Source organism: Streptomyces sp. NPDC004327, from assembly GCF_042873935.1.
Taxonomy (GTDB): domain Bacteria; phylum Actinomycetota; class Actinomycetes; order Streptomycetales; family Streptomycetaceae; genus Streptomyces.
Genome location: NZ_JBIAME010000004.1, coordinates 23,161 through 46,881, shown reverse-complemented (window position 1 = coordinate 46,881; position 23,721 = coordinate 23,161). Strand labels below are relative to the sequence as shown.

The 23,721-nt window shown below is 74.0% G+C and carries 25 protein-coding genes; 8 read left to right on the top strand and 17 right to left on the bottom strand.

The window, feature by feature from the left end:
- Positions 1-27: 27 nt before the first annotated feature.
- Positions 28-933, bottom strand: coding sequence for a Gfo/Idh/MocA family protein (locus tag ACFYU9_RS14490; protein ID WP_389217144.1), 906 nt, complete (start codon positions 931-933; stop codon positions 28-30).
- 147 nt (positions 934-1,080) lie between these two features.
- Positions 1,081-2,268: an FAD-dependent monooxygenase gene (locus ACFYU9_RS14485; RefSeq protein ID WP_389344822.1), complete on the bottom strand. Its 1,188-nt coding sequence runs from the start codon at positions 2,266-2,268 to the stop codon at positions 1,081-1,083.
- A 146-nt stretch (positions 2,269-2,414) separates the two neighbouring features.
- Between ACFYU9_RS14485 and ACFYU9_RS14480 the strand changes: the two genes are divergently transcribed.
- From ACFYU9_RS14480 to ACFYU9_RS14470, 3 genes are all read left to right on the top strand, one after another.
- A complete protein-coding gene (locus ACFYU9_RS14480) occupies positions 2,415-3,155 on the top strand; it encodes a TetR/AcrR family transcriptional regulator (RefSeq protein ID WP_389344820.1) in 741 nt (246 codons plus the stop codon).
- Positions 3,156-3,207: 52 nt separating this feature from the next.
- Complete coding sequence (locus tag ACFYU9_RS14475; protein ID WP_389344818.1) at positions 3,208-3,735, top strand: DinB family protein; 528 nt, start codon at positions 3,208-3,210, stop codon at positions 3,733-3,735.
- Positions 3,736-3,876: 141 nt separating this feature from the next.
- Positions 3,877-4,344, top strand: a complete 468-nt coding sequence (locus ACFYU9_RS14470) for a hypothetical protein (RefSeq protein ID WP_389217132.1) — start codon at positions 3,877-3,879, stop codon at positions 4,342-4,344.
- Between the two features lie 14 nt (positions 4,345-4,358).
- Here the strand turns inward: ACFYU9_RS14470 and ACFYU9_RS14465 are convergent, their stop codons facing one another.
- From ACFYU9_RS14465 to ACFYU9_RS14420, 10 genes are all read right to left on the bottom strand, one after another.
- Complete coding sequence (locus tag ACFYU9_RS14465) at positions 4,359-4,796, bottom strand: hypothetical protein (protein WP_389217722.1); 438 nt, start codon at positions 4,794-4,796, stop codon at positions 4,359-4,361.
- Positions 4,797-4,903: 107 nt separating this feature from the next.
- Positions 4,904-5,587, bottom strand: a complete 684-nt coding sequence (locus ACFYU9_RS14460; protein ID WP_389217129.1) for a uracil-DNA glycosylase — start codon at positions 5,585-5,587, stop codon at positions 4,904-4,906.
- A 106-nt stretch (positions 5,588-5,693) separates the two neighbouring features.
- Entirely contained in the window at positions 5,694-7,274 is a 1,581-nt protein-coding gene (locus ACFYU9_RS14455; RefSeq protein WP_389217126.1) for an ABC transporter substrate-binding protein, read from the bottom strand.
- 148 nt (positions 7,275-7,422) lie between these two features.
- The gene (locus tag ACFYU9_RS14450) at positions 7,423-8,190 is read right to left on the bottom strand and encodes an SDR family oxidoreductase (RefSeq protein WP_389344816.1); all 768 of its coding nucleotides are present in this window, start codon (positions 8,188-8,190) and stop codon (positions 7,423-7,425) included.
- A 26-nt stretch (positions 8,191-8,216) separates the two neighbouring features.
- A complete protein-coding gene (gene fabG, locus ACFYU9_RS14445; RefSeq protein WP_389217120.1) occupies positions 8,217-8,978 on the bottom strand; it encodes a 3-oxoacyl-ACP reductase FabG in 762 nt (253 codons plus the stop codon).
- A 178-nt stretch (positions 8,979-9,156) separates the two neighbouring features.
- Complete coding sequence (locus ACFYU9_RS14440) at positions 9,157-9,540, bottom strand: DUF3037 domain-containing protein (RefSeq protein WP_389217117.1); 384 nt, start codon at positions 9,538-9,540, stop codon at positions 9,157-9,159.
- A complete protein-coding gene (locus ACFYU9_RS14435; protein WP_389217115.1) occupies positions 9,537-10,376 on the bottom strand; it encodes a HipA family kinase in 840 nt (279 codons plus the stop codon). Before ACFYU9_RS14435 ends, ACFYU9_RS14440 begins: the two co-directional genes overlap by 4 nt.
- A gap of 52 nt (positions 10,377-10,428) precedes the next feature.
- Complete coding sequence (locus ACFYU9_RS14430) at positions 10,429-11,118, bottom strand: response regulator (RefSeq protein WP_389344814.1); 690 nt, start codon at positions 11,116-11,118, stop codon at positions 10,429-10,431.
- A gap of 1 nt (position 11,119) precedes the next feature.
- The gene (locus ACFYU9_RS14425; RefSeq protein ID WP_389217719.1) at positions 11,120-12,265 is read right to left on the bottom strand and encodes a sensor histidine kinase; all 1,146 of its coding nucleotides are present in this window, start codon (positions 12,263-12,265) and stop codon (positions 11,120-11,122) included.
- Between the two features lie 28 nt (positions 12,266-12,293).
- The gene (locus ACFYU9_RS14420; protein WP_389344812.1) at positions 12,294-14,483 is read right to left on the bottom strand and encodes an MMPL family transporter; all 2,190 of its coding nucleotides are present in this window, start codon (positions 14,481-14,483) and stop codon (positions 12,294-12,296) included.
- Between the two features lie 180 nt (positions 14,484-14,663).
- Between ACFYU9_RS14420 and ACFYU9_RS14415 the strand changes: the two genes are divergently transcribed.
- On the top strand, positions 14,664-15,065 hold the full coding sequence (locus ACFYU9_RS14415; protein WP_389217106.1) for a Rieske (2Fe-2S) protein: 402 nt from the start codon (positions 14,664-14,666) through the stop codon (positions 15,063-15,065).
- A gap of 16 nt (positions 15,066-15,081) precedes the next feature.
- On the opposite strand, the gene ACFYU9_RS14410 is transcribed toward ACFYU9_RS14415, so the two are convergent.
- The gene (locus ACFYU9_RS14410) at positions 15,082-15,714 is read right to left on the bottom strand and encodes a cysteine hydrolase (RefSeq protein WP_389344810.1); all 633 of its coding nucleotides are present in this window, start codon (positions 15,712-15,714) and stop codon (positions 15,082-15,084) included.
- 81 nt (positions 15,715-15,795) lie between these two features.
- On the opposite strand from ACFYU9_RS14410, the gene ACFYU9_RS14405 reads away from it, so the two are divergent.
- On the top strand, positions 15,796-16,263 hold the full coding sequence (locus ACFYU9_RS14405) for a pyridoxamine 5'-phosphate oxidase family protein (protein ID WP_389217100.1): 468 nt from the start codon (positions 15,796-15,798) through the stop codon (positions 16,261-16,263).
- Positions 16,264-16,282: 19 nt separating this feature from the next.
- Here ACFYU9_RS14405 and ACFYU9_RS14400 read toward each other — a convergent pair whose 3' ends face one another.
- The gene (locus ACFYU9_RS14400) at positions 16,283-17,188 is read right to left on the bottom strand and encodes a LysR family transcriptional regulator (protein ID WP_389217097.1); all 906 of its coding nucleotides are present in this window, start codon (positions 17,186-17,188) and stop codon (positions 16,283-16,285) included.
- 75 nt (positions 17,189-17,263) lie between these two features.
- Between ACFYU9_RS14400 and ACFYU9_RS14395 the strand changes: the two genes are divergently transcribed.
- Complete coding sequence (locus ACFYU9_RS14395) at positions 17,264-18,292, top strand: DMT family transporter (RefSeq protein WP_389344808.1); 1,029 nt, start codon at positions 17,264-17,266, stop codon at positions 18,290-18,292.
- A 176-nt stretch (positions 18,293-18,468) separates the two neighbouring features.
- On the opposite strand, the gene ACFYU9_RS14390 is transcribed toward ACFYU9_RS14395, so the two are convergent.
- Together ACFYU9_RS14390 and ACFYU9_RS14385 are read right to left on the bottom strand one after the other, a co-directional pair.
- The gene (locus ACFYU9_RS14390; protein WP_389344806.1) at positions 18,469-19,563 is read right to left on the bottom strand and encodes a chemotaxis protein; all 1,095 of its coding nucleotides are present in this window, start codon (positions 19,561-19,563) and stop codon (positions 18,469-18,471) included.
- A 287-nt stretch (positions 19,564-19,850) separates the two neighbouring features.
- Positions 19,851-21,182, bottom strand: coding sequence for an aminotransferase class I/II-fold pyridoxal phosphate-dependent enzyme (locus ACFYU9_RS14385; protein WP_389344804.1), 1,332 nt, complete (start codon positions 21,180-21,182; stop codon positions 19,851-19,853).
- 23 nt (positions 21,183-21,205) lie between these two features.
- Between ACFYU9_RS14385 and ACFYU9_RS14380 the strand changes: the two genes are divergently transcribed.
- On the top strand, positions 21,206-21,937 hold the full coding sequence (locus ACFYU9_RS14380) for a pyridoxamine 5'-phosphate oxidase family protein (RefSeq protein WP_389217085.1): 732 nt from the start codon (positions 21,206-21,208) through the stop codon (positions 21,935-21,937).
- A complete protein-coding gene (locus ACFYU9_RS14375) occupies positions 21,931-22,599 on the top strand; it encodes an FMN-binding negative transcriptional regulator (RefSeq protein WP_389217082.1) in 669 nt (222 codons plus the stop codon). Before ACFYU9_RS14380 ends, ACFYU9_RS14375 begins: the two co-directional genes overlap by 7 nt.
- Here ACFYU9_RS14375 and ACFYU9_RS14370 read toward each other — a convergent pair.
- On the bottom strand, positions 22,572-23,612 hold the full coding sequence (locus ACFYU9_RS14370; protein ID WP_389217716.1) for a DMT family transporter: 1,041 nt from the start codon (positions 23,610-23,612) through the stop codon (positions 22,572-22,574). The two genes, ACFYU9_RS14375 and ACFYU9_RS14370, sit on opposite strands and share 28 nt — an antisense overlap.
- Between the last annotated feature and the right edge of the window lie 109 nt (positions 23,613-23,721).

The following is a 23,721-nucleotide window of genomic DNA, read 5'->3' as shown; positions in this document are numbered from 1 at the left end:
GCAAGGCCGGGTCCCGCAGGGCCGGGCTCAGGAAGCCTGGGCGAGAGCCTCGGTGACCACGCGCTCGCACAGTTCGTGGGTCAGCAGGGCATCCCGCGCGTCGAGCCGCCGTCCCTCCCGTACGGCGTCGAGGAAGGCGAGCACCGCCTGCTCGATGCCGCGCTGGCGGGCCACCGGCACCCAGTCGCCGCGCCGCCGCACGGTCGGCTGGCCCTTGTGGTCGACGATCTCGGCGAGGTTGAGGACCTGGCGCTTGGAGTCCTGCCCGGAGACCTCCAGGATCTCCTCGGTGGAGCCGCTCATGTGGTTCATCGTGCCGATGGCGGTGAAGCCGTCGCCGGAGAGCTGGAGCACGACGTGGTGCATCAGGCCGTCACGGATCCGGGCCCGTACGTCGATGTGGTCGGCCTCGCCGGGGAGCAGGAAGCGCAGGGTGTCGACGACGTGGATGAAGTCGTCGAGGACGAAGGTGCGCGGGTCCTCGGGCAGTCCGACGCGGTTCTTCTGCATCAGGATCAGCTCGCGCGGATGGTCGGCGCACTGGGCGTAGCCGGGCGCGAGGCGGCGGTTGAAGCCGACGGCGAGGCCCACGGCCCGCTTCTCGGCGAGTTCCACGAGCAGTTCGGACTCGGCGTAGTGGTAGGCGAGCGGCTTGTCGACGTAGGTGGGCACGCCGGCCTCCAGGAGCCGGGTGACGATCCCGGGGTGCGCGGAGGTGGGGGCGTGCACGAAGGCCGCGTCGAGCCCGGCGGCGAGCAGTCCGTCGAGGTCGCGGTGGCGGCGCCCGGCGGGGACGTGGAAGGTGTCGCCGACCCGGTCGAGGGTGGCGGGGGTGCGGGTCTGGAGGTGGAGCTCGACCCCGGGAAGGGTGGTCAGGACGGGCAGGTACGCCTTCTGGGCGATGTCGCCGAGTCCGATGCAGCCGACCTTCACGGGGTGTCTCCTTCTCGTTCCTGCTCGTTCGTACTCGCTGGGCGCGTACTCGTGGGCCGCGCTCGCGTTCGTCGCGTTCGCGTTCGCGTTCGCGTTCGTCCGCGGTGCGCGCCGTGTTCCGGTCCGCGGTACGGGCGTTCGCGCCGGTCAGCTTACGCGCGCGGGCGCGTCGCCGGCCGGGGGGCGCCAGTCGGCGATGCCGTCGAAGCCGCGCAGGACGAGGCCGGGGCCGAAGCGGGAGACGGCGGCGGCGAGGGAGTCGCGCAGGGCTACGGCGGGCACGGACGCGAGCATGGTGGCGCGGCCGGTGCGGGCGGCCCGGCGGACGATCGCCGTGGTACGGGGCAGCCGCTCGGCGGTGTAGGCGGCGAGCGCGCGGTCGACGGCCGCGCCGGGCCGGGCGTGGTGGGCGAGCACGATCGCGTCCTCGACGGCCTGGTTGCCGCCCTGCCCGAGGCTCGGGGTCATGGCGTGGGCGGCGTCGCCGAGGAGGGCGGTGCGGCCGTGGTGGAAGGCGGGCAGCGGGTCGATGAGGTGGTGGACGTCGTGGCGCAGCACGCCGGCCGGGTCGGCGGCGGCCAGGATCTCGGGCACGGGGTGGTGCCAGTCGCCGAACAGGCGCAGCAGCTCGGCGCGTTCGTCGTCGGGGGCGTGCGCGCCGGCGGGCGCGGTGGCCGCGGCGTACGCGTAGACGCGGCCGTCGCCCAGCGGCTGCGTGCCCCAGATCCGGCCGCGGCCCCAGGTCTCGTGCGGGGCGAAGGGCGTGGCGGGGGCGGGGATGACCGTCCGCCAGGTGGTGAAGCCGGCGTAGCGGGGGCCGGGGTGGGCCGGGAAGAGGGCGCGGCGCACGGCGGAGTGGATGCCGTCGGCGCCGACGACGAGCTCGGCCGCGAGATCGCCGTCGGGAGTGGTGAGGCGGGCGGGGCGGTGGGCGTCGCCGGGGTCGGCGAGGGCGGCGGCGGTCGCGGTGCGGATCACGCCCTCGGGGAGTCCGGCGCGCAGCAGGTCGACGAGGGTGGCGCGGTGGAGGGTCACGAGCGGGCCGCCGAAGCGTGCGGCGGCGGCCTCGGCGTCGGTGCGGACGAGCCAGCGGCCGTCGGGGCGGCGCATGCCTCCGTCGCCCTGCCAGGCGGCGAGCGCGCGGACCCGGTCGCCGAGGCCGAGGACGTCGAGGGCGCGCAGCGCGTTGGGGGCGAGGGCGATGCCGGCGCCGACGGGGGTGAGGGCGGCGGCGCGTTCGAGGACGGTGACCTGCCAGCCGCGGGCACGCAGGGCGAGGGCGGCGGTGAGGCCGCCGATGCCGGCTCCGACGACGACGGCACGGTGCTGTTCCATGACTCCCCCTCGGGGACGACGGGCGGGACGACACGTGGCACCGCGGACGGGACCACAGGTCGGACTACAGCTGTAGTGACTCCTTGAAGTTACTACAGCTGTAGTCGGCGGGCCAGACCGGGGGCCGGGCTCGGTAGGTTGTCCCCATGACCGCAGCACCGGCCCCCGACGCACCGCCGAACCCGCCCCTCGGCGCCCCGCTCACCCGCGCCGAGCGCATCGGCGACGCCGCCCTCGGTTTGCTGGTGGAGCGCGGGATGCGCGGGCTCACCCATCGCGCCGTCGACGAGCGGGCCGGACTCCCCCAGGGCTCCACCTCCAACCAGGCCCGCACCCGCCAGGCCCTCCTGGAGACCGCCGTACGCCGCCAGGTGCAGCTGGAGGCCGCCGTGCTCGCCCCGCACGAGCTGCCCTCCGTGCCCTCCGCCGGCGCCCCGCCCCGGGCCCTGGTGGACGCCCTCGCGCTCGCGCTGCACCGCTATCTGACGGACCACCGGGCGCTGCTCGTCTCCCGCTACGAGCTCGCCCTGGAGGCCACCCGCCGCCCCGAACTGCGCGCCTTCTTCGACACGGCGGGCAGCGTCTTCCACACGCCGCTGGTCGCGATGCTGCGCGCGGCGGGCTCCCCGGCGCCCGAGCGGCACGCGCTCTCGCTCATCGCCTGGTGCGAGGGGCTGATGTTCTCCTGTGCCGCCGGGTCCTTCACGGCGGCCGTGCCGAGCCTGGCGGAGCTGCGCACCGGCTTCGACGAGCTCCTGCGCGGCATGCTCGGCGGCGACAGCGACGACAACGGCGGCAACGACAGCGAAAGCCGGACCGGCGACGGCCGGAGCAGCGGCGGCCGGAGCGGCGACGACGGCGTCCACGGCCGCGTTCACGGCGGCTGAGCGGCCGTCAATTCACTGGCCGCGGACGGGATCGTCGGTCAGGATGCGGAGCATGACTGCCGAACGCATCGAATCCGTCCCCCGCGTCGACCCCGGCACCCTCACCGGTGAGCGCGAGGCCCTGGAACAGTGGCTCGACTTCCACCGGGCGACCCTGGAGCAGAAGTGCGCGGGCCTCGACGAGGCCCAGCTGCGCACCGCCTCCGCCCCGCCCTCGGATATCACCCTGCTCGGCCTGGTCCGGCACATGGCCGAGGTCGAGCGCGGCTGGTTCCGGAAGGTCCTGGCGGGCGAGGAGGCCGGCTGGATCTTCTCGACCGTGGAGGACCACGACCGGGACTTCCACGTCACCGACGAGGACACCTGGGAGGAGGCGTACGCCGCCTGGCAGGGCGAGATCGCCAAGGCCCGGGCCAACGCGGCCGAGCGCGGGCTCGACGACCTCGGCGTGGGGAAGCACCGCTCCGGTGAGAGCTTCAACCTGCGCTGGATCTACCTGCACATGATCGAGGAGTACGCCCGCCACAACGGCCACGCGGACCTCGTCCGCGAGCGCATCGACGGCGCCACCGGCGACTGACGGAGACCCGCCCCCGGACACCACCGGACGCCACCAGCCGGCCCCGGGCGCGGTCAGCCCGCGCCCGGGTGATCACTCATGCGGGGCATTCCCCGCCAGTAGGGGTTCGCGCGGCCCGCGCCGGCCAGCAGAGTTGCGCGGGTGCATGGAACCAGAACGACAGTGACGCTGCTCGCCGGCGTGGCCGGGTTGGCGATGGCCGCCCTCTCCGGCTGTGTGGCGGTCGAGCCGTCCCCCGCGGCCCCCGCGCCCGCCCCCGCTCCCGCCGCCTCGCCCGGCCCCGCCGGTCAGGACGTCGCGCCCCAGATCGTCCAGGGCCCCGCCCGGGAGGCCCTGGAGGCGGCGATGCCCGATCCCCCGGCGCCCGAGGCCCGCTCGTCCGCCGCCCGGCAGCCGCCCGGCGCCGCCCCCGGGCACCGGCACGAGGCCACCAGGCCGCGCACCGACCACGTACCGGACCAGCACCGCCGCCGGCCGGCCGCCGGGCTGCCCGATCTGCCCCAGGTGCCGCGCTCCGGGGCCGACGTCTGCGCCATCGGCCAGGCGTACGGCGGCTGGAGCCCGGACAGCGCACAGGCCAGGACCTGCCGGAACACCTACGGACGCTGAAGGCCCCCTCGGGTTCACCGCCCCCGCAACCGCAGCTCAAGGCGCTCGATCGCGGCCCGCACCCCGTTCCCGTATCCGTCGTCGTCCAGGTACGCGGAGGCGGCGCGGGCCCGGTCCAGGTGCACGCGGGCCGCGTCGGGCCGGGCCAGCTTCACGTAGTCGGCGGCGAGGTTGAGGTGGAGCGAGGGGTAGAGGGCGCGCAGCGCGGCCGCCGAGTCGTGCCGGGCGAGCCGGTCCTCGTCGAGGCCCTCGGCGGCGGTCAGCGCCCGCAGGTCCCAGGCGAGCTCGGTGTCCGGGTCGTCCTGGGCGTCGGCCATGTAGTGGGCGAGCGTGCAGCGGTGCAGCGGGTCGCCGTCCGGCCCGAGCTGCTGCCAGATCGCGCCGAAGCGGTTGCGGGCCTCCTCCCGGTCGCCGCCGTGGAGCAGCATCATCGCCTGCCCGATCCTGGTCATGACGGCGTCGTCCGACACCTGCTGCCCGGTCACTACGGCCTCCGCGACGCTCGTACGAGACTGCCGGATCCGACGCTAACCGCCGCCGCGCCGGATCCGGGCGAGGCTCAGCCGAGGTCGGGGATGCGCCAGTCGATCGGCTCGTGTCCCTGGGCCGCGACGGCCTCGTCGATCTGGGTGAACGGCTTGGAGCCGAAGAACTTCTTCGCCGACAGCGGCGAGGGGTGGGCGCCCTTCACCACGACGTGCCGCGACTCGTCGATGAGCGGCAGCTTCTTCTGCGCGTAGTTGCCCCACAGGACGAAGACGGCCGGGTCGGGGCGGGACGCGACGGCCGTGATGACGGCGTCGGTGAACTTCTCCCAGCCCTTGCCCTTGTGCGAGTTGGCCTCGCCGGCGCGGACCGTGAGCACCGCGTTGAGCAGCAGCACGCCCTGCTCGGCCCACGGCATCAGATAGCCGTTGTCGGGGACGGGGTGGCCGAGCTCGTCCTGCATCTCCTTGTAGATGTTGCGCAGCGAGGGCGGGGTCTTCACGCCCGGGCGGACGGAGAAGCACAGGCCGTGGCCCTGGCCCTCGCCGTGGTAGGGGTCCTGGCCGAGGATCAGGACCTTCACCTTGTCGAACGGCGTGGCGGCGAGGGCGGCGAAGACCTCCTCGCGCGGCGGGTAGACCGGCCCCTTGGCCCGCTCCTCCTCGACGAACTCGGTGAGCTGCTTGAAGTAGGGCTTCTCCAGCTCCTCGCCGAGGACGCCGCGCCAGGACTCGGGCAGCATGTCGGTGTCGGTCACGTCAACAACCTCCGGTGGGCGTTCTTGTTACTCCGAACGAGAACCTACCGGCACCCACTGACAACGCCGCCCGCTCCCTCCCCGCCGCGGGGCTCCGCCGGTCGCTCTACCAGCTGGTGCGGCGGCTGAGCTCCCACATCTGCATGACGGTCTGCGGGTCGAGCGCCCGCTCGCCGCCGCCGATGTCCTCGCTCGCGGCGATGTAGAGCTTGCCCTGCCACAGGGGCAGCAGCCGGACGTCCTGGACCATGACCTCCTGGGCCTGGTTGAACTCGTCCGTGACGGCCCCGCGGTCGCTGACGCGGCGCGACTTGGGCAGCAGGTCGTCGGTGATCTCCGGGCTGATGTACGGGGTGCCGAGGACGTTCTCCTTGCCCACGAACGGGGCGATGAAGTTGTCCGGGTCCGGGAAGTCGGGGAACCAGCCGCGGCCGAAGACCGGGTACTGGCCGTGCTGGTAGCCAGCCTGGAACTCCTTCCACGGCTTGCCGTGCAGGGTGATCTTGAACAGGCCGGACTCCTCCAGCTGCCGCTTCAGCTCGGCGAACTCGCCGGCGGTCGCGGAGCCGTACCGGTCCGTGGTGTACCAGAAGTCCAGCTCGACGGGCTCGGTGATGCCGGCGCCGCGCAGGATGGCCTTGGCCTTGGAGACGCTGGGCGAGCCGAAGCGGTCGAAGAACTTGGTGGTGTGCCCGGCGATGCCCTTGGGGACCATCGAGTACAGCGGCTCGGCGGTGCCCTGGTAGACCTTGCTGACCAGTTCGTCGCGGTCGACGAGCTGGGCGATGGCCTTGCGCACGGGCAGCTTGGCGACCGCACCGTCCTTGGCGTTGAAGACCAGGTAGCGGATGTCGGCGCCGGTGGACTCGACGAGCTGGAGGCCCTTGTTCTCCGGCTTGTCGGCCTGGAGCTCGACCACCTCGGGGGCGGTCAGACCGCGGTAGGTGGCGTCGATCTCCTTCTTCTTCAGCGCGGCGACCATCGACTCGGACTCCTTGAAGTACCGGATGGTCACGCCGCCGTTCTTGCGGTCGGCGAAGCCCTTGTAGCTCGGGTTGTTGGTGAGCTTGGCCTCCGCGCCCTCCTCGTAGGAGTCGAGGACGTACGGGCCGGAGCCGGTGAGCTTGCCGTCCTCGCGGAGCTTGTCCGCGGGGTACTCGGCCGGGTCGACGATCGACATGGCCGGGGTGGCGAGGATGAAGGGGAAGGTCGCGTCGGGCTTGTTCAGGCGGAAGACCACCGTGCTCGGGTCCGGGACGTCGATCTTGTCGAGCGAGCCGAGCATGCCGTTCGGGCCGCCCTCGACCTTGATGGTGCGGATCCGCTCGATCGAGTACTTGACCGCGTTGGCGTCCAGCTTGTGACCGTTGGAGAAGGTCAGCCCGTCATGGATCGAGCACTCGAAGACCCGGCTGTTGGAGTCGGGCTTGAACTGACAGTCGGCGGCGTCCGGCTTGGGCGCCGCGCTGCCGGTGGGAAATGCCACGAGCGTCTGGAAGACATTCCGGAAAAGCTCCCAGGAATTGTCCCAGGCGGCAGCCGGGTCGAGCGTGGTGGGAGAACTCGTCGTCCCCACGACGATTCTCTGCTCCGCCGTGGATTCAGCGTCCGAAAACACACTGCATCCGGACAGGACGGATATGGACGCAAGGGCTGCAGTTGCCTGCAGACTGGTCCGGTTGAACACGTGCACGCTCCTCGTTCAGCCTGGGATCGGCAGACGATACCGCAGCGCCCCACCAGGTCAATGACCGACCCTGGCGGGGCACTTGAGGCATTCTGCGTATAACCGGGGCCAAACCGGTCAGGAATTCAGGAAAGTGTCCGGATACCGGTCACTCGACACCGGCGTTCAGGAAAAGTCCGCCGTCCACGACCAGCGTCTGGCCGGTGATCCACTCCGCCTGGGGCGAGGTGAGGAAGGCGGCGGCGCCGCCGATGTCCTTCGGCTCGCCGAGCCGGCCCAGCGCGTAGCGGGAGGCGGCCTCGGCCTCCCGGCCCTCGTAGAGCGCCGCGGCGAACTTCGTCTTCACGACGGCCGGGGCGATCGAGTTGACCCGGACCAGTGGCGCGAATTCGTGCGCCAGCTGGAGGGTCAGGTTGATCATCGCCGCCTTGCTCATTCCGTACGCGCCGATGAACGGCGACGCGGAGACGCCGGCGATCGAGGCGATGTTGACGATCGCCCCGCCGTGCTCCTTCTGCCAGGCCCGGTAGGTCTGCTGGGCGAAACCGAGCGCCGAGACCACATTCGTCTCGAAGACCTTGCGGGCGACGTTCAGGTCGAGCTCGGCGATCGGCCCGAAGACCGGGTTCGTGCCGGCGTTGTTGACCAGGAAGTCGACCCGGCCGAAGGCCTCCATGGTGGCCTCAACGGCGGCGGCCTGGTGGGCCTCGTCGTGGGCCTTGCCGGGCACCGCGACGACCCGGTCGGCGCCGAGCCGCTCCACGGCCTCCTTGAGGGCCTCCTCGCCGCGTCCGGTGATGCAGACCCGGTCACCGCGGGCGACCAGGGCCTCGGCGATGCCGTAGCCGATGCCCCGGCTGGCGCCGGTGACGAGGGCGACCTTGCCCGAGAGCTCGGGCAGCTGCTTCTCGCTCATGTCCTTGACTCCTCCCGCGCCGCGCGTCAGTTGAGCGGGCCGCCGGCCACGTACATGACCTGGCCGGAAACGAACCCGGCGGCGTCGCCCGTGAAGAAGGCGATGGCGTTCGCGACGTCCTCGGGGCGGCCGACCCGCTGCACCGGGATCATGGAGGCGGCGGCCTCCTGGAACTCCTCGAAGCCCATGCCGACCCGCTCGGCGGTCTGCGCGGTCATCTCGGTGACGATGAAGCCGGGGGCGACGGCGTTGGCGGTGACGCCGAACTTGCCGAGCTCCTTGGCGAGGGTCTTGGTGAAGCCCTGCAGGCCGGCCTTGACGGCGGAGTAGTTGGCCTGGCCGCGGTTGCCGAGCGCCGAGGAGGAGGACAGCGAGACGATCCGGCCGAAGCCGGCGTCCACCATGTGCTTCTGGCAGGCCTTGGCCATCAGGAACGCGCCCTTGAGGTGCACGTTCATGACGAGGTCCCAGTCCGACTCGGACATCTTGAAGAGCAGGTTGTCGCGGAGCACGCCCGCGTTGTTGACGAGGATCGTCGGCGCGCCGAGCTCGGCGGCGACCCGCGCGACCGCGGCCTCCACCTGGGCGCCGTCGGAGACGTCGCAGCCGACGGCGAGCGCCCGGCCGCCCGCGGCGGTGATCTTCTCGACGGTGTCCTTGCAGGCCGCCTCGTCGAGGTCGAGCACGGCGACAGCGCGGCCCTCGGCCGCGAGCCGGATCGCGGTGGCGGCGCCGATGCCCCGCGCCGCACCGGTGACGACGGCTACCCGCTGCTCGGTGGTGGACATGCTTGTTCTCCTCGCCCTTGGATCGTCCCTTGATGCGGTCCGCACCCGGCGGCCGGCTCACTCTCCCGTGAATGAGCAACCGCTTAGTAGGTCCGCAGGACGAGACGCTAGAAGCCCTGGCACCCGGTGTCAACGGCCCACCGGGTGCACCGGGTCACGCTCGGGCGCCCGTCGCCGCTCAGCGCACCAGCACGTCGAGCAGGCGTTCCACCTCGGCCTCGGGATCGGCGGTCAGACCGGTGTGCACGGGGCCGGGCTGGACCACCGTCGAGCGGGGCGCGATCAGCCAGCGGAAGCGCCGTCCGGCGTCGTCGCGGGCGGCCTGGCCGGCGGCGTCCCCGCCCAGGCAGACGCCCTCGACGGCGTGCAGCGCGGCCCGTACGCCGGTGACGTCGGCGTTCGGGTCGAGCGCGGCGAGCTTGGCCTCGTCCAGGTGGGTGCGGGCGGCCACGAAGGACTTGGCCCTGCAGTAGACGACCACGCCGGCGTTGAAGCACTCGCCGCGCTCGACGCGGGGCACGACGCGCAGCAGCGCGTACTCGAAGACATCGCGGTCGGTCACGTGGTGCTGTCCTTCTGGGTGGGGCGCGGGGCGAGGCGGTCGGCGAGCCAGCCGGGCGGCTGCTGGGCCTTGCGCTCGGTGCGGGGGCCGAGGGTGATCCGTTCGTGGATGGTCGCGGCGCGCGGCAGCAGCGCCTCCACGTAGGCCGCCCGCAGCTCGTCGGTGCTCGTGAAGCCGGGCTCGTCGACCAGCCACTCGTCGGGCACGTCGGCGGCCACCTCGGTGAGCAGCTCGCGGGTGACGAGCGGCGCCAGCTCGGCCGCCGCGGCCGCGACGTCCGGCCCGAAGGGGGCGAGCGCGTGGTCGGAGGCGTCGTAGGGCTTGGCGGCGGACGCCTGGGCGCCGGGCCAGTTGTGGTGCCAGATCATGGTGGCGCCGTGGTCGATGAGCCACAGGTCGCCGTGCCAGACGAGCATGTTGGGGTTGCGCCAGGACCGGTCGACGTTGTTGATCACGGCGTCGAACCAGACGACCTTGCCGGCCTCCTTCGGGTCGACCTCGTAGGCGAGCGGGTCGAAGCCGAGCGAGCCGGGCAGGAAATCCATCCCGAGGTTCAGTCCGCCGCTGGCCTTCAGCAGCTCCTGCACCTCCTGGTCGGGCTCCGAGAGCCCGATCACCGGGTCCAGCTGGATCGTCACCAGCTCCGGCACCCGCAGCCCGAGCCGTCGGGCCAGCTGCCCGCAGACGACCTCGGCGACGAGGGTCTTGCGCCCCTGGCCGGCGCCGGTGAACTTCATGACGTACGTGCCGTAATCGTCGGCCTCGACGATCCCGGGGAGCGAGCCGCCCTCGCGCAGGGGCGTGACGTAGCGGGTCGCTGTCACTTCGGTAAGCATCCGCCCAGGGTATCGAGTCGGGCGTGCCGCCAGGACGGCCCGCGCCCCCGCGTCAGGACGGCGTGCGGCCCGGCAGCAGGCCCTGGTCGAGGGCCACGACCACCGCGCGGGTGCGGTCGCTGACGTCGAGTTTGGCGAAGACGCGCAGGAGGTGGGTCTTGACCGTGGCCTCCGCGATGACCAGGCGCCTGCCGATCTCGGCGTTGGACAGACCGTCCGCCACCGCGGCCAGCACGTCCTGTTCGCGTGCGGTGAGGGCGACCGGGGCGGGGCGGCGCATGCGGGCGACCAGGCGTTCGGCGACCCGGGGCGCGAGGACGGTCTCGCCGCGGGCGGCGGCGCGGACGGCCTCGGCGAGCTGCTCGGCGGTGGTGTCCTTCAGCAGGTAGCCGATCGCGCCGGCCTCGACCGCCCGCTCGATCTCCACGTCGGTGTCGTACGTGGTGAGGATGAGGACCCGGGTCGGCGCGGGGCCGGCGAGGATCGCCGCCGTGGCGGCGACTCCGTCCATGACCGGCATCCGCAGGTCGACGAGGGCGACGTCGGGGGCGAGCCGCTCGACGAGTGCCACGGCCTCACGGCCGTCACCCGCCTCGCCGACGACGGCGACGTCCGGGACGGGGGCGAGGAGGGCGATCACGCCCGCGCGCATCACCGTGTGGTCGTCGACGACCACGACCCGGAGGACTTCCGGTGCTTCAGGCGCTTCCAGCGCTTCAGGGGCTTTGCGTGCTTCGGGCATGTCAGGGCCGTCCGTTCGTGGGAAGGGCGGCGAGGACGCGGGTGCCGTCGCCGACCGAGCTGGTCACCTTCAGCTCTCCGCCGAGTTCGGCGAGGCGCCTGCGCATGCCGTCGAGGCCGAATCCGCGGGACTCCTCGACGACGAAGCCGCGCCCGTCGTCGGTGATCTCCAGCTCGACGGCGTCCGCGTGCGCGGTGAGCACCACGCCGACGGTGCTCGCGTCGGCGTGTTTGCGTATGTTCGCCAGGGACTCCTGGGCGCAGCGCAGCAGCGCGATCCGGGTCTGCTGATCGCCGTGGACGTCCTCGGGCAGGTCCGCGTCCACCGTGATGCCGGTGTCCTGGGCGAAGCGTTCCAGGGTGCGGCGCAGGGTCGGCACCACCGAGCCCGGAGTGAGTCCGCCGTGCGGGGCGGAGCCCACCAGGACCCGGGCCTCGGCGAAGTTCTCGCGGGCGGTCTGCTCGATGGAGTGCAGCTGCCGGGCCGTGCGCGCGGAGTCCTCGCCCAGTCCGGCGCGGGCTGCCTCGGCCAGGACGATGATGGAGGCGAATCCCTGGGCGAGGGTGTCGTGGATCTCGCGGGCCATCCGCTCCCGCTCGCCGGCCGCGCCCTCGCGGCGGTGGGCTTGTGCCAACTGCTCCTGGGCGAGGGACAGTTCGGCGGACAGGGCGGTGGCCCGGGCGTCGCCGTCCGCAACGAGGCGGTGGACGAGGAGCCCGGTCAGGACGGACAGGACGTATCCGGTCAGCGCCGCGGCCGCGTTGCCCGGCGAGTCGGCGACGAGGCTCCCCGCCACGGTGGCGGCGGTGGCGCAGCCACTGGTCAGGACGGCTGTCACGCGTCCGCGCGCCTGGAACCAGAACTGCGGGAGCGCGGCGACGAGCAGGGCCGCACCGCCGCCCGGCAGCGCCGCCATCACGCCGAGTCCGGCGGCCAGGGCCGCGAGGTAGCCGGGCCCGTGGTCGCGGGCGCGGTGGACGGCCGCGTACGCGAGGGCCGCGCCCACGAGGGCCAGGGACGCCCACCGCGGGGGACCCGGGTCGTTTCCGACGGCGATGACCGAGGGTGTCAGTCCCAGGAGCATCCAGACGGCGGTGTACCAGCGGCGCAGCGCGGCGAGCGGCCGCCCGGCCGTCTCGCCGGTCATGCTGTCGGTCGTCCCGTCGGTCATGCGATCAGCCTACGGACGCCGGCTGACGGTCCGTCCGCGCGGCCCGCCCCGCTGCGCGGATGGCGCGCGCGGGCCACCAGTTGGCCTCGCCGAGCAGCAGCATCAGGGAGGGCAGGACGAAGACCCGGATCACGAAGGCGTCGAGCAGGACGGCGACCGCCAGGCTGAAGCCGATCTGCTTCATCTCGATCAGGTGCAGGGCGGCGAAGCCGGCGAACACCGTCACCATCACCACCGCCGCGCTGGTGACGACCCCGGCGGAGGAGGACAGGCCCGTGAGGACGGCCTGCCGGGTGGGCGTGCCGCCGAGGCGGGCTTCGCGGATCCTGCTGATCACGAACACCTGGTAGTCCATGGAGAGTCCGAAGAGGATCACGAACAGGAACAGCGGGACGCGGGATCCGATCGAGCCCGTCGAGGTGAAGCCGAGGAGTCCCTCGGCCCATCGGTTCTGGAACACCAGGACCAGCAGGCCCAGGGAGGCGAACGCGGAGAGCAGGTTGAGGACGACGCCGACCACCCCGAGCACCACGGACCGGAACGCCCACACGGTCATCGCGAAGGTGACGAGCAGCAGCGCGCCCACGACGAGCGGCAGCTTCCGCTTCTGGTGGTCGGGGTAGTCGGCATAGCGGGCGACCTCGCCGGTGACGGCCACCTCGGTGCCGGGCAGGGCACCGACGGTCGCGGGCACGAACTCGGTACGGAGCCGGGCGAGCGATTCCCGCGCCCCGGGGCTGTTCACGGAGCGGGAGACGGCGAGTTCGAGGACGGTGACGCGGCGGTCCGCCGAGGTGCGCAGGACGGGCGTGCCGCCGATCGCCGGATCCTCGGCCGCGGCCCGGCCGGCGAGTCGGCGCAGGGCGCCGGCGACGTCCTCGGCGCGCCCGGCGTCGGCCCGTACGACGACCTGGTGCATGGCCCTGAGCTCGGGGTAGGCGGCCATCAGCCGGTCGTAGGTCCGCATGGCGGGAATGGCGCGCGAGTGCGTCTCGCGGCTCATCTCCGTGATGTTGATGTCGAGGACGGGCAGGGCGAGGGCGACGAGGGCGAGTCCCGACACGGCGAGCGTCACGGCGGGATGCCGCTCGACGGGGCGCAGGACGGCGGCGGTGATCCGTCCGGAGCCGGTACGGGGCGCCTTGCGGGTCGCCCCGCGGGCGGCCCTGCGGCGCTCGGCGCGCTCACCGAGCTTGGCGAGCAGCGCGGGCAGGACGGTCAGCGAGCTGAGGACGGCGACCAGGGTGACGGCGACGGCTCCGGTGGCGATGGAGGAGAAGATGACGTCGTCCGCCAGGTAGAGCGTGGCGCTGGAGACGGCCACGGCCAGTCCGGAGACGACCACGGCCCGCCCCGAGGTCGCCGCGGCGAGTTCCACGACGGCCTGGCCGGTCAGCCGTCCGTCGGCGTTCCGCGCGCGCTCCTCGCGCTCCCGCTTGAGGTAGAAGAGGGCGTAGTCGACGCCGACGGCCAGGCCGATCAGGAGGATGACGTTGGTGCCGACGCCGGCGTCGGGGAAGACGTGCGAGGCGAGCATCGACAGCCCTACGGCGGCCACGATCGAGGACAGCGCGAGAAGCAGCGGTACGACGGCCATGACCACGGAGCCGAAGACGAGCAGCAGGGTGATCAGGGTGACGGGCAGCGCGATCATCTCGGTGCGCGCGAGGTCGTCACCGCGGAGCGTGTCGACCCCCTTGCCGATCGAGGGGCCGCCGACCTCCGCGACGACCAGCCCCGGGTGCGCCGCCTGGACCTCGGACGTCTGCGCGAGCAGCGCGTCGACGTGCTTCTTCCCGTCGAGCTCGGCGCCCTTCATGGTGACGTCGACGCGCAGCGCGGTCCCTTCCGCGTCGGGGAAGGGGCCGGCGACGGACAGCACTTCGGGCAGCTTCCGCATCCGGGCGACGATCTCGGCGGCGCCGGCCGCGAGCTGTGTCGGGTCCGGGCGGCCGGTGCCCGGCGCGGCCTGGACGAGGACCCGCTCCAGGGGCTTTGGCTGGAGTCCGCCTTCGGCGGCCAGGGCTTCGGCCCTGCCCGCCTCGCCGATGCGGTAGTCCTCGGTGGTGGCCGGACGGGTGCCGACGGCGATGCCCGCGCCCAGGCAGAGGGCGACGAAGAGCAGCCAGCCGACGATCGCGCGCCAGGGGTGGCGGGCGCTGTGGCGGGCCATGCGTACGGTGGGATTCGTCATGGTCCAAGACTTGTCGGCGGGTGCGTCGCGCCGACAGCAGCGCCCGGTTGAACCTGGTGTCCACCGGTCGGTGGACACGGGAGGCGAGCGCGGGGCTCGTTTCCCGGGGGCCGCGTCGGGCACGATGGCCCGCGTACATCCGGGACGTGTGTCCCGGGCCCTGATCGGAAGGGATGCGGTATGAGCGGTGTGGCGCGCAGGACGGTCGTCGCGGCGGCGGGCACGGCGGGGCTGGCGGCGGCGCTGGCCGCGTGTGGCGGCGGTGACGGCGGGGGCAAGCAGGTCGTCGAGGAGAACGCGCCGCTCGCGAAGACCGGCGACATCCCGGTGGGCGGCGGGAAGGTGCTCGCCGACCAGGGCGTGGTGATCACCCAGCCCAAGGCCGGCGAGTTCCTGGCGTTCTCCGCGCACTGCACCCACCAGGGCTGCACGGTCGGCGGTGTGACGGACGGGGTCATCGTCTGCCCGTGCCACCAGAGCAAGTTCTCCGCCTCGGACGGCAGCGTCAAGCAGGGCCCGGCGACCCGGCCGCTGGAGCCGACGCCGATCGAGGTGTCCGGCGACACGATCAGGCTCGGCTGACCGCCCCGGCCTCCCGTCAGGGCGTCTTCCAGGCGCCCAGGATCTCGTCGGTGGTCGCGATGGCGGCCACCAGCGCGAGGGTGTGGCGGATCATCGCGGGTGTGTAGTCGGCCGGCACGCCCGCGACGGCGTCGCCGGGCACGACGACCGTGTAGCCGAGGTTGACGGCGTCGAAGACGGCGTTCGGGACGGCGACGTTGGCGGAGACGCCGGAGACGACGAGGGTCCGGCAGCCGAGGTTGCGCAGGAGCGCGTCGACGTCGGTGCCGGCGAGCGGCGAGAGGCCGTGCAGCCGCCGCACCACGAGGTCCTCCTCGGCGACCTCGATGGGTTCGGCGATCCGTACGGCGGGGCTCCCGGTGTGCTGCTGTACGGCCAGCCGGGCGGCGGCGCGGAAGAGCCGGGCGTTGCGGCTGGCGCCGCGGCCGTCCGGGCGGCGCTCGGCGACGGCGTGCAGGACCTGCACGCCGGCCGCGTGCGCGCCGGCGACGAGCCGGGCGACATTGGCCAGGGCGCCCGACTCCCGCGCCACGGCGGCGAGTTCGGGCAGGGCGCTGCCGGGTCCGACGACGCCCTGCTGGCATTCGACGGTGAGCAGCACGGTGCCGTCCGGGCCGAGTTGCTCCCTGAGCCGTTCCCGCTCTCCCATGGCGTCCTCCTCCTTGCACCCGGGTGCCCGCGCCCCCCACTATTTCTGACACTCCATCAGAAATCCAGAAGGGTGCGGACGATGACCGTCGCGCAGCGCCACGGACGCCGGATCATGATGACCCCGGCCGAACTCGACACCTTCCTCACCGAGCAGCGCACCTGCCGGGTGGCGACCGTCTCGGCCGACGGCCGCCCGCACCTCAGCGCGCTCTGGTTCGCCTGGGACGGCACCTCGCTCTGGCTCTATTCCCTGAACCGCAGCCGCCGCTGGGCCGAGCTGGCCGCCCGGCCGCAGGTGTCGGTGCTGGTCGACGACGGCGTGGCGTACGGGGAGCTGCGCGGCGCGGAGCTCTCCGGGACCGTGGAGTTCGTGGGCGAGGCGCCGCGCACGGGCGAGCCCTGCCCCGAACTCGACGTGCCGGAGCGGCTGTTCGCCGCGAAGAACTTCGGCCTCGACGTGATGCCGCACGACGGCCGGCACGCCTGGATGCGGCTCACCCCGACGGCCGTCGCCTCCTGGGACTTCCGCAAACTCGCCGGGCTCTGAGCCCGGTCCGTACCCCCGCTCAGCCGGCGAGCGGCTCCCCGGCCGCCCGCAGCGCGTCCACGACCGCGCGGATGGACGGCCGGCGGCCGGCCGCGCTGCGCCAGGTCGCGTAGATGTGGCGGCACACCGACTGCCGTACGGGCACGAAGGCGACGCCGTCCATGGTCACGGGCCGGCCGAGCCGGGGCGCGACGCAGATGCCGAGCCCGGCGGCGACGAGCGCGAGCTGGGTGTGGTGGTCGCCGGCGACATGGGCGATCCGGGGCTCGATGCCCTTGCCGCGCAGCGTGAACATCAGCCAGTCGTGGCAGAACTCGCCGGCCGGCCAGGAGACCCACTCCTCGCCGCCGAAGTCCTCCAGGTCCACCGCCTCCCGCCCGGCCAGCGGATGGTCGGCGGGCAGCGCCACGTCGGCGGAGTCGTCGAGCAGATGGGCGCGTTCGAGCCCGGCCGGGAGGGGCGCCCGCTTGTTGTTCCAGTCCAGGACGACGGCGAGGTCGCTGTCGCCGCGCAGCACCTCGCGCACGCCGAGGTCCGGTTCCAGCTCCGCGGTGTGCACGCGCAGATCGGGGTGGGCGGCGCGCAGCGCGCGGATCGCGGTGGGGAAGAGCCCGCGCATCGCCGTCGGGAAGGCCGCGATCCGCACCTCGCCGACGACCTGGCCGCGCTGCGCCTCGATGTCCGCCTGGGCGAGGGCGACCTGGGACAGGATCCGGCCCGCGTGCTCGGCGAGCAGCAGGCCGGCGTCGGTGAGCCGCACGCCGCGCCCGTTCTTGGCGAGGAGCCGCTGGCCGATCTCGCGCTCCAGCTTGGCCAGCTGCTGCGAGACGGCGGAGGTGGTGACGTGCAGTCCTTCGGCGGCGCCGCTCACCGAGCCGTGCCGTGCGACGGCGTCCAGGGTCCGCAGGCGCTCCAGGTTCAACATGTAAGCGATGCTAAGACATCGCCTCCAGAAATTCTCGCTTGTACTACGAGGTGTGGGTCCCCCAACCTGAACGGCATGAGCAGCCCCTCCCCCTCGGTCCCCTCCGCCGCAGCGCCCGTCCGCGCCCGCACCGTCGACTGGCGCGTCCGCTTCGGTGTCCTCGCCCTGATCTGGGGCTTCAGCTTCCTCTTCATCAAGGTCGGCACAGAGGGCTTCGCCCCGTTCCAGGTCACCTTCGGCCGGCTCCTGTTCGGTACGGCGGTGCTCGCCGTCGCGCTCCTCGTCAAGCGCGAGCGCCTGCCGCGCTCCGCCCGCACCTGGGGGCATCTGGCGGTGGCGGCGTTCCTGCTCAACGCGCTGCCGTTCTCGCTCTTCGCCTACGCCGAGCTGACGATCCCGTCCACGCTCGCCGGCATCTGCAACGCCACGACCCCGCTGTGGGGCATGGTCCTGTCGCTGGTCGCGCTCTCCGAGGACCGCCCGACCCGGGTGCGGGCGGCGGGCCTCGGCATCGGCTTCATCGGCGTCCTGACCGTGCTCGGCGCCTGGCAGGGCTTCTCGGGCCTGGACTTCACTGGCACGGCACTGGCCCTGCTCGCCTCGTTCAGCTACGCGGTCGGCTGGATCTACGTCCGCCGCACCCTGGCCGGCACGGGCTCCTCCAACCTCTCCCTCGCCTGCTCCCAGGTCGGTCTCGCCACGCTCCAACTGGCCTTCGTCACGCCGCTGTTCACCACCTGGCCGAGCCGCATCGAGCTGCTTCCGCTGCTCTCGGTGATCGCGCTCGGCGCGCTGGGCACCGGCTACGCGATGCTGCTCCAGTACGGCGTGGTCGCGGAGGTCGGCCCGACGACGGCGGCCATGGTCACGTACTTCATCCCGGTCATCGCCACGGCCGCCGGTGTCGCCGTCCTGGGCGAGCAGCTCACCTGGAACACCCCGGTCGGCGCGCTCGTGGTCCTCGCGGGCGCCGCCCTCACCCAGACCCGTGGCCCGCGCCGTACGTCCGGCACGCCGGCTCCCGAGCCGGTGGCCGCCGGGAGCGGCGAACCGGCCCGGGAACTGGCGGCCGAGAGCAGGTCGCCCCGGGCCGCGGCCAGATAGCCCGACAGCCCGGCAACCCGGCATCCCGGCCGTCCGACAGCCCGACTGCCGGGATGCCCGGCTGCCCGGCCACCCGACGGCCCGACAGCCCGGCCACGTGGAAGCCCAGCCGCCCGGCCGCCCGGCCACCCGGCCACCCGGCCGTCCGACAGCCCGACTCCCCGGCAGCGCGCGCCTCAGTAGCGCAGGGCGCCCGCGATGTGCCCCGCGGCCGCCAGCGTGCCGTCGGGCACGAAGCGGACCTCGGTGCCGCTGTCCAGCGCCCGCTCCACGATCTCGTCGATCATGTCGTCCCGGGCGTCCGGGTCGCCGGCCGCCGCCGGCTCCAGGTGGTCGCCCTGCTCGCGCACGACGGTCCGGAAGTCGTCCTCCACGGCGAGCAGCCGCACCCGCCCCTGCTGCACGGCCTGCCACACCTCGTCGATGCCGCCCGCGTACTCGCGCCGGCCGCGCGCGGTGTCCAGCTCCGCCACGACGGTGTTCGTCGCCGCCGACTCGCGCGCCGTGCGGGACGGCTCGACGGCCTCCCACACGGCGGCGGCCGGCCCCTCGGCGAGTCCGCCGTGCCGGATCGTCACGGCGCCGGGGCCGAGCGGGCCCATTTCCTCCAGGAGGGCGAGCGCGGCGTCCGAGCCGAGCACGTAGAGCGGGCGGGGCTCGGACGCGAGGACGGCCCGCAGCTTCTCGTGCGCCTCGCGCAGGAACTGACGGGTGGCCTCGTCCTGGAAGGTGCTCGGCAGGTCACCGATGCGCTCCTTCCGCTCCGCGTCCGGGTCCTCCAGGCTGCGGGTGAGCGGGAAGCCGCCGGTCGTCGCCTCGGTGGCCCGCTCGGGGTCGCCGCTCCACAGCGAGACCCGGTCGGCGGCCACCGCCAGCGCCCAGTAGGGCTGCTCGGCGGCCTGGGCGGCGACCAGGTTCCGGGTGAGGAACGTGTCGGACAGCACCACCCGTTCGGGCACGGCGCGGGCCACCGACCACACGTGGTGCTCGCCCTGCGCCGCGTAGATCACGAGCCCGTCCTCCGCGTGCGCGAGGTCGACCTCGGCCACCGCCCGCCGCAGCTGGTCGAGCACGTCGAGCCGCCGGTCGCGCGGCACGTCCGGATCCTCCTGCAGGGCCTTCTCCGCCTGGGCGAGGAGGTTGCGCAGCCGCACCGGGTCCTGGGCGTCGTCCGGTTCGCGCCGATGGGTCGGCATCACGATCGAGACGGCGGGGTACGGCCGGGTCTGGCGCAGCTTGGTGAGCGTGTCGGTGGTGAGCACGGGATCCATGGCCGGAGCCTCCTGCATGCTGGTTCGGGCGATTTCCTGCCTCGGGCGGCGCCGTACGGCGCCCGCCCTGCCGGCCCCGGGGGCCGCCTGCGGGTCCCCGCCCCGACCGGCCCCCGCACCGTGCCATCCTGACCCGATCCGTCACCACCCGCGACTCGGCGGGCGCGGACGGTGGGCGCCGCGCCCTCGTCCGAAGCGCCGGCCGAGGCGCCCTCTCCGCGGGTGCGCCGGCGCGCGCCGGCCGAGCTTCGCTCCTAGCGGGTGCGCCGGCGCGCTCCCGCTGCGGCTCAGCCGTAACTGCGCGCCGGCGCCGGCCCCGCCGCGTACGCCACCGCGTCGGCCAGCGGCTCGATGTCCGCGCGGGTGAGGCCGGAGACGGTGAGGCGGATCGCCGGGCCGGCCTGCATGCGGAAGCGGGCACCGGGCGCGACGGCCCAGCCGCGGGCGAGGAGCCGGGCGACGGCGCCGGTCTCGTCGGTCACCGGGACCCAGACGTTCATGCCGCTGCGGCCGTGGGCGGTGACGCCACGCCGGGCGAGGGCCCGGACGAGGCCGTCGCGCCGGGCGCCGTACGACGCGGAGACGGCCCCGGGGTCGATGGCGCCGGTGCGCCACAGGTGGACGACGGCGCGCTGGAGCAGCCGGCTGACCCAGCCAGGGCCGAGGCGCTGCCGGCCGAGGACGCGGTCGACGGTCTCGGCGTCGCCGGTGAAGGCGGCGAGCCGCAGGTCGGGGCCCCACGCCTTGGCGACGGACCGCACGAAGACCCAGCTGCCCCGCCCGGTGGCGAGCGGGTGCAGCGGCTGGGCGACGATGCCGTGCCCGTGGTCGTCCTCGACGAGCAGCACGTCCGGGTGGTCGTCGAGCACGGCCCGCAGCGCGGCGGCGCGCTCGGCGGTGACGCAGGCGCCGGTCGGGTTCTGGGCCCGGTCGGTGACGATCACGGCCCGCGCCCCGGCCCGCAGCGCCCGCGCCACGGACTCCGGCAGCGGGCCCTCGTCGTCGACGGCGACGGGCACGGGCCGCAGCCCGAGCGCCGGTACGAGGTCGAGGAGGCTGCCCCAGCCCGGGTCCTCGACGGCGACCGCGTCGCCGGGCCGCAGATGCACGGCGAGCACCCGCTCCACGGCGTCGAGCGAGCCGGACGCCACCCCGACCGGCCCGGCCGGCACCCCGCCCGCGTCGAACGCGGCCCGCGCGAGCGCCGCGAGCTCCTCGTCGACCGGCGCCTCCCCGTACATCGGCGGCCGCTCGGCGTACTCCCGCGCGACGGCCGCGAAGACGGGGCCGAGCGGCGGGAGCAGCGCCGGGTCGGGGCTGCCGTTGCTGACGTCCCGGACGCCCTCGGGGGCCTCGACGCGGATCGAGCCGCGGGCGGTGGTGGCGGGCGCGGGGCGCACCCGGCTGCCTCGGCGCCCGTCGGTCTCGATCACCCCGCGCTCGCGCAGCGTGCGGTACGCGGCGGCGACGGTATTCGGATTCACCCCGAGCGACTGCGCCAACTCCCGCATGGGTGGCAGCAGTTGCCCGGGTTCGAGCTCTCCGGAGCCCACTGCGCGTTCGACGCTGGCGGCGATCTCCGATGCGCGACGGCCTTCGATCCGATACTCTCCTAGCACAAAGCCAAGTATGCACTAGTGCAATGGAGTACGCAATGTCGGCGACGGACGCGATGACGGCCCCCAGCAGCTACGAGCCCACCGAGCGGACCGTCCCCACCCGCTCCCGCCAGCGGGCCTCGTACGACCGCGAGCTGGTCCACGCGATACTCGACGAGACCTACCTCTGCCACCTCGGCTTCGTCCGCGACGGCGCGCCCGTCGTGCTCCCGACCCTCTACGGCCGGGTCGGCGAGCGCCTCTACGTGCACGGCTCGACCGGCTCCCGGCCGCTGCGCATGGCCGGCCAGGCGGACGGCCCGGGCGAGGAGGCGCCGGGCCTGCCGGTCTGCCTCACCGTGACCCACGTGGACGGCCTGGTCCTCGCCAAGTCCGCCTTCCACCACTCGATCAACTACCGCTCGGTCGTCGTGCACGGCACCGCCCGCCAGGTCACCGACCCCGAGGAGCTGCGCACCGCCCTCGACGCCCTCGTCGACCACGTGGTGCCCGGCCGGGCGGCCGACTCCCGGCCCGGCAACGCCAAGGAGCTCGCCGCCACCGCCGTGCTCCGCATCGACCTCGCCGAGGTCTCCGCGAAGGTCCGCGCCGGCGGCCCCAACGACGAGCCCGAGGACGCCGCGCTCCCCCACTGGGCCGGCGTGATCCCGGTCCAGAAGACCTACGGCACGCCCGAACCGGCCGCCGACCTCGACCCGGCCGTCGCCCTGCCCGGCTACCTCGCCGCGCTCCGGGAAGGAGCGACGGCATGCTGATCCACCCCTGGGACGCCGCCCACGACGAGGGCGAGTGGCGCGACTGGCTCGCCGCCCACGACTTCGGCCAGCTCGCGGTCAACGGCGCGGCCGGCGAGCCGCCGTGGGTGCAGCCGATGCACTTCCGCTACGAGCCCGGGCCCGGCCCGTACGGACAGGCGATCGCCCACCTCGCCCGCCCCAACCCGCTCTGGCACGACCTGGAGCGCGAGCCCACCGTGCTGCTCAGCGTGGTCGACGACTACGTGTACGTGCCGGGCCACTGGACCGCGCCGGACGGCGCGCCCGCCGAGCACGGCACGCCCACCTCGTACTACGCGGCCGTGCAGCTGCGCTGCACCGCGCACATCGTCGAGGACCCGGAGGAGAAGGCGGCCCTGCTCGACCGGCAGGTCGCCCACTTCCAGCCGGAGGGCGGCACCGCCCCGGTGCGCCCGGGCGAGGCCCCGTTCGGCCGGATGCTGTCGGGCATCCGCGTCCTGCGGCTCGAAGTGACCGGCGTACGCGCGAAGTTCAAGTACGCCGGCAACAAGCCGGTGGAGGTGCAGGAGCGGGTCTCCGAGCGCCTCGCCGAGCGCGCCGGCCCCGGCGACGCGGCGGCCCGGGCCCATCAGCTCCGCCGCCGCGCCACCGGTCACTCCGCGGCGGACGCCCCGGAGTGACCGCCGCCACGAGGTGACCGCCGCTGCGAAGTGACCGCCACCGCCCCGTCCTTGCGGCGGCCCGCCGCCGACCGGGCCTCCGCGACGGCGAGGCCGGTGACGGCGGTGAGCAGCAGCAGGGTGCCGGCCACGGTCGCGGCGGTGAGGCGTTCGCCGAGCAGCGTGACCGCGATGGCCGCCGCGCTCACCGGCTCCAGGAGCATGATCACGGAGACGGTCGCGGCGCGGACCACGGCCGCCCCGGCGAAGTAGAGGGCGTAGGCGAGGGCCGTCGGCACGGCCGCCACGTACACCAGGAGTCCCAGCACCTGCGCCGGTGCGTCGGTGTGCGGGACGAGTCCCTCGACGGCGGCCATGGGCAGCAGCCCGACGGCGCCGACGGCGAACGCCCAGGTGGTGGTGGCGAGCGCGTCCGCGCCGCCGCCGGTGCGCCCGAGCCGGCGGGTGAGCAGGGTGATCGCCGCGTATCCGGCGGCGGAGACGACGGCGAGCAGGACGCCGAGCGGCCGGACCTCGGCCCCGCCGTCCCCGAGCCCGCCGAGGACGAGCACGCCGAGCCCGCCGAGCGCCCCGGCGACGGCGGCCGCGCCGCCCGCGCCGATCCGCTCTCCCATCAGCAGCCGCGCGCCGACCGCGATGAGCACGGGCCCGGCGCCGAGGGTCACGACGGTGCCGACCGCGAGCCCGGTGGCCTGCACGGCGGCGAAGTAGGCGCTCTGGAAGACGGTCAGGCCGATGCCCGTGCCGAGGATGCGGACGAGCCGCCGGAGCCGTGGCTCGGGCGCGGCCGGGGCCTTGCGGCCCCGGCGCAGCGCGAGCGCCCCGAGCAGCAGGACGAGCCCGCCGACGCAGCGCCAGAAGGAGAGGGCGAGGGGGCCAAGGTCACTGCTCCGGAAGACCAGGGAGGCCGCGGCGCCGGCCGTGCCCCAGGCGATTCCGGCGACGATCAGATAGACGAGGCTCCGCCCGGCGGACGGCCCGGTGCTCGGGCCCGTGGACGGGCCGGCGGACAGGCCGGTGGGCAGGGTGGACGCGGACGTGTTCGACACGTGCGTTCTTCTCCGTGTGAAGACGGGGTCGGGTGGTCGCTCGGCTGGGCGCGCGGGCAGCGACGAACCGCTC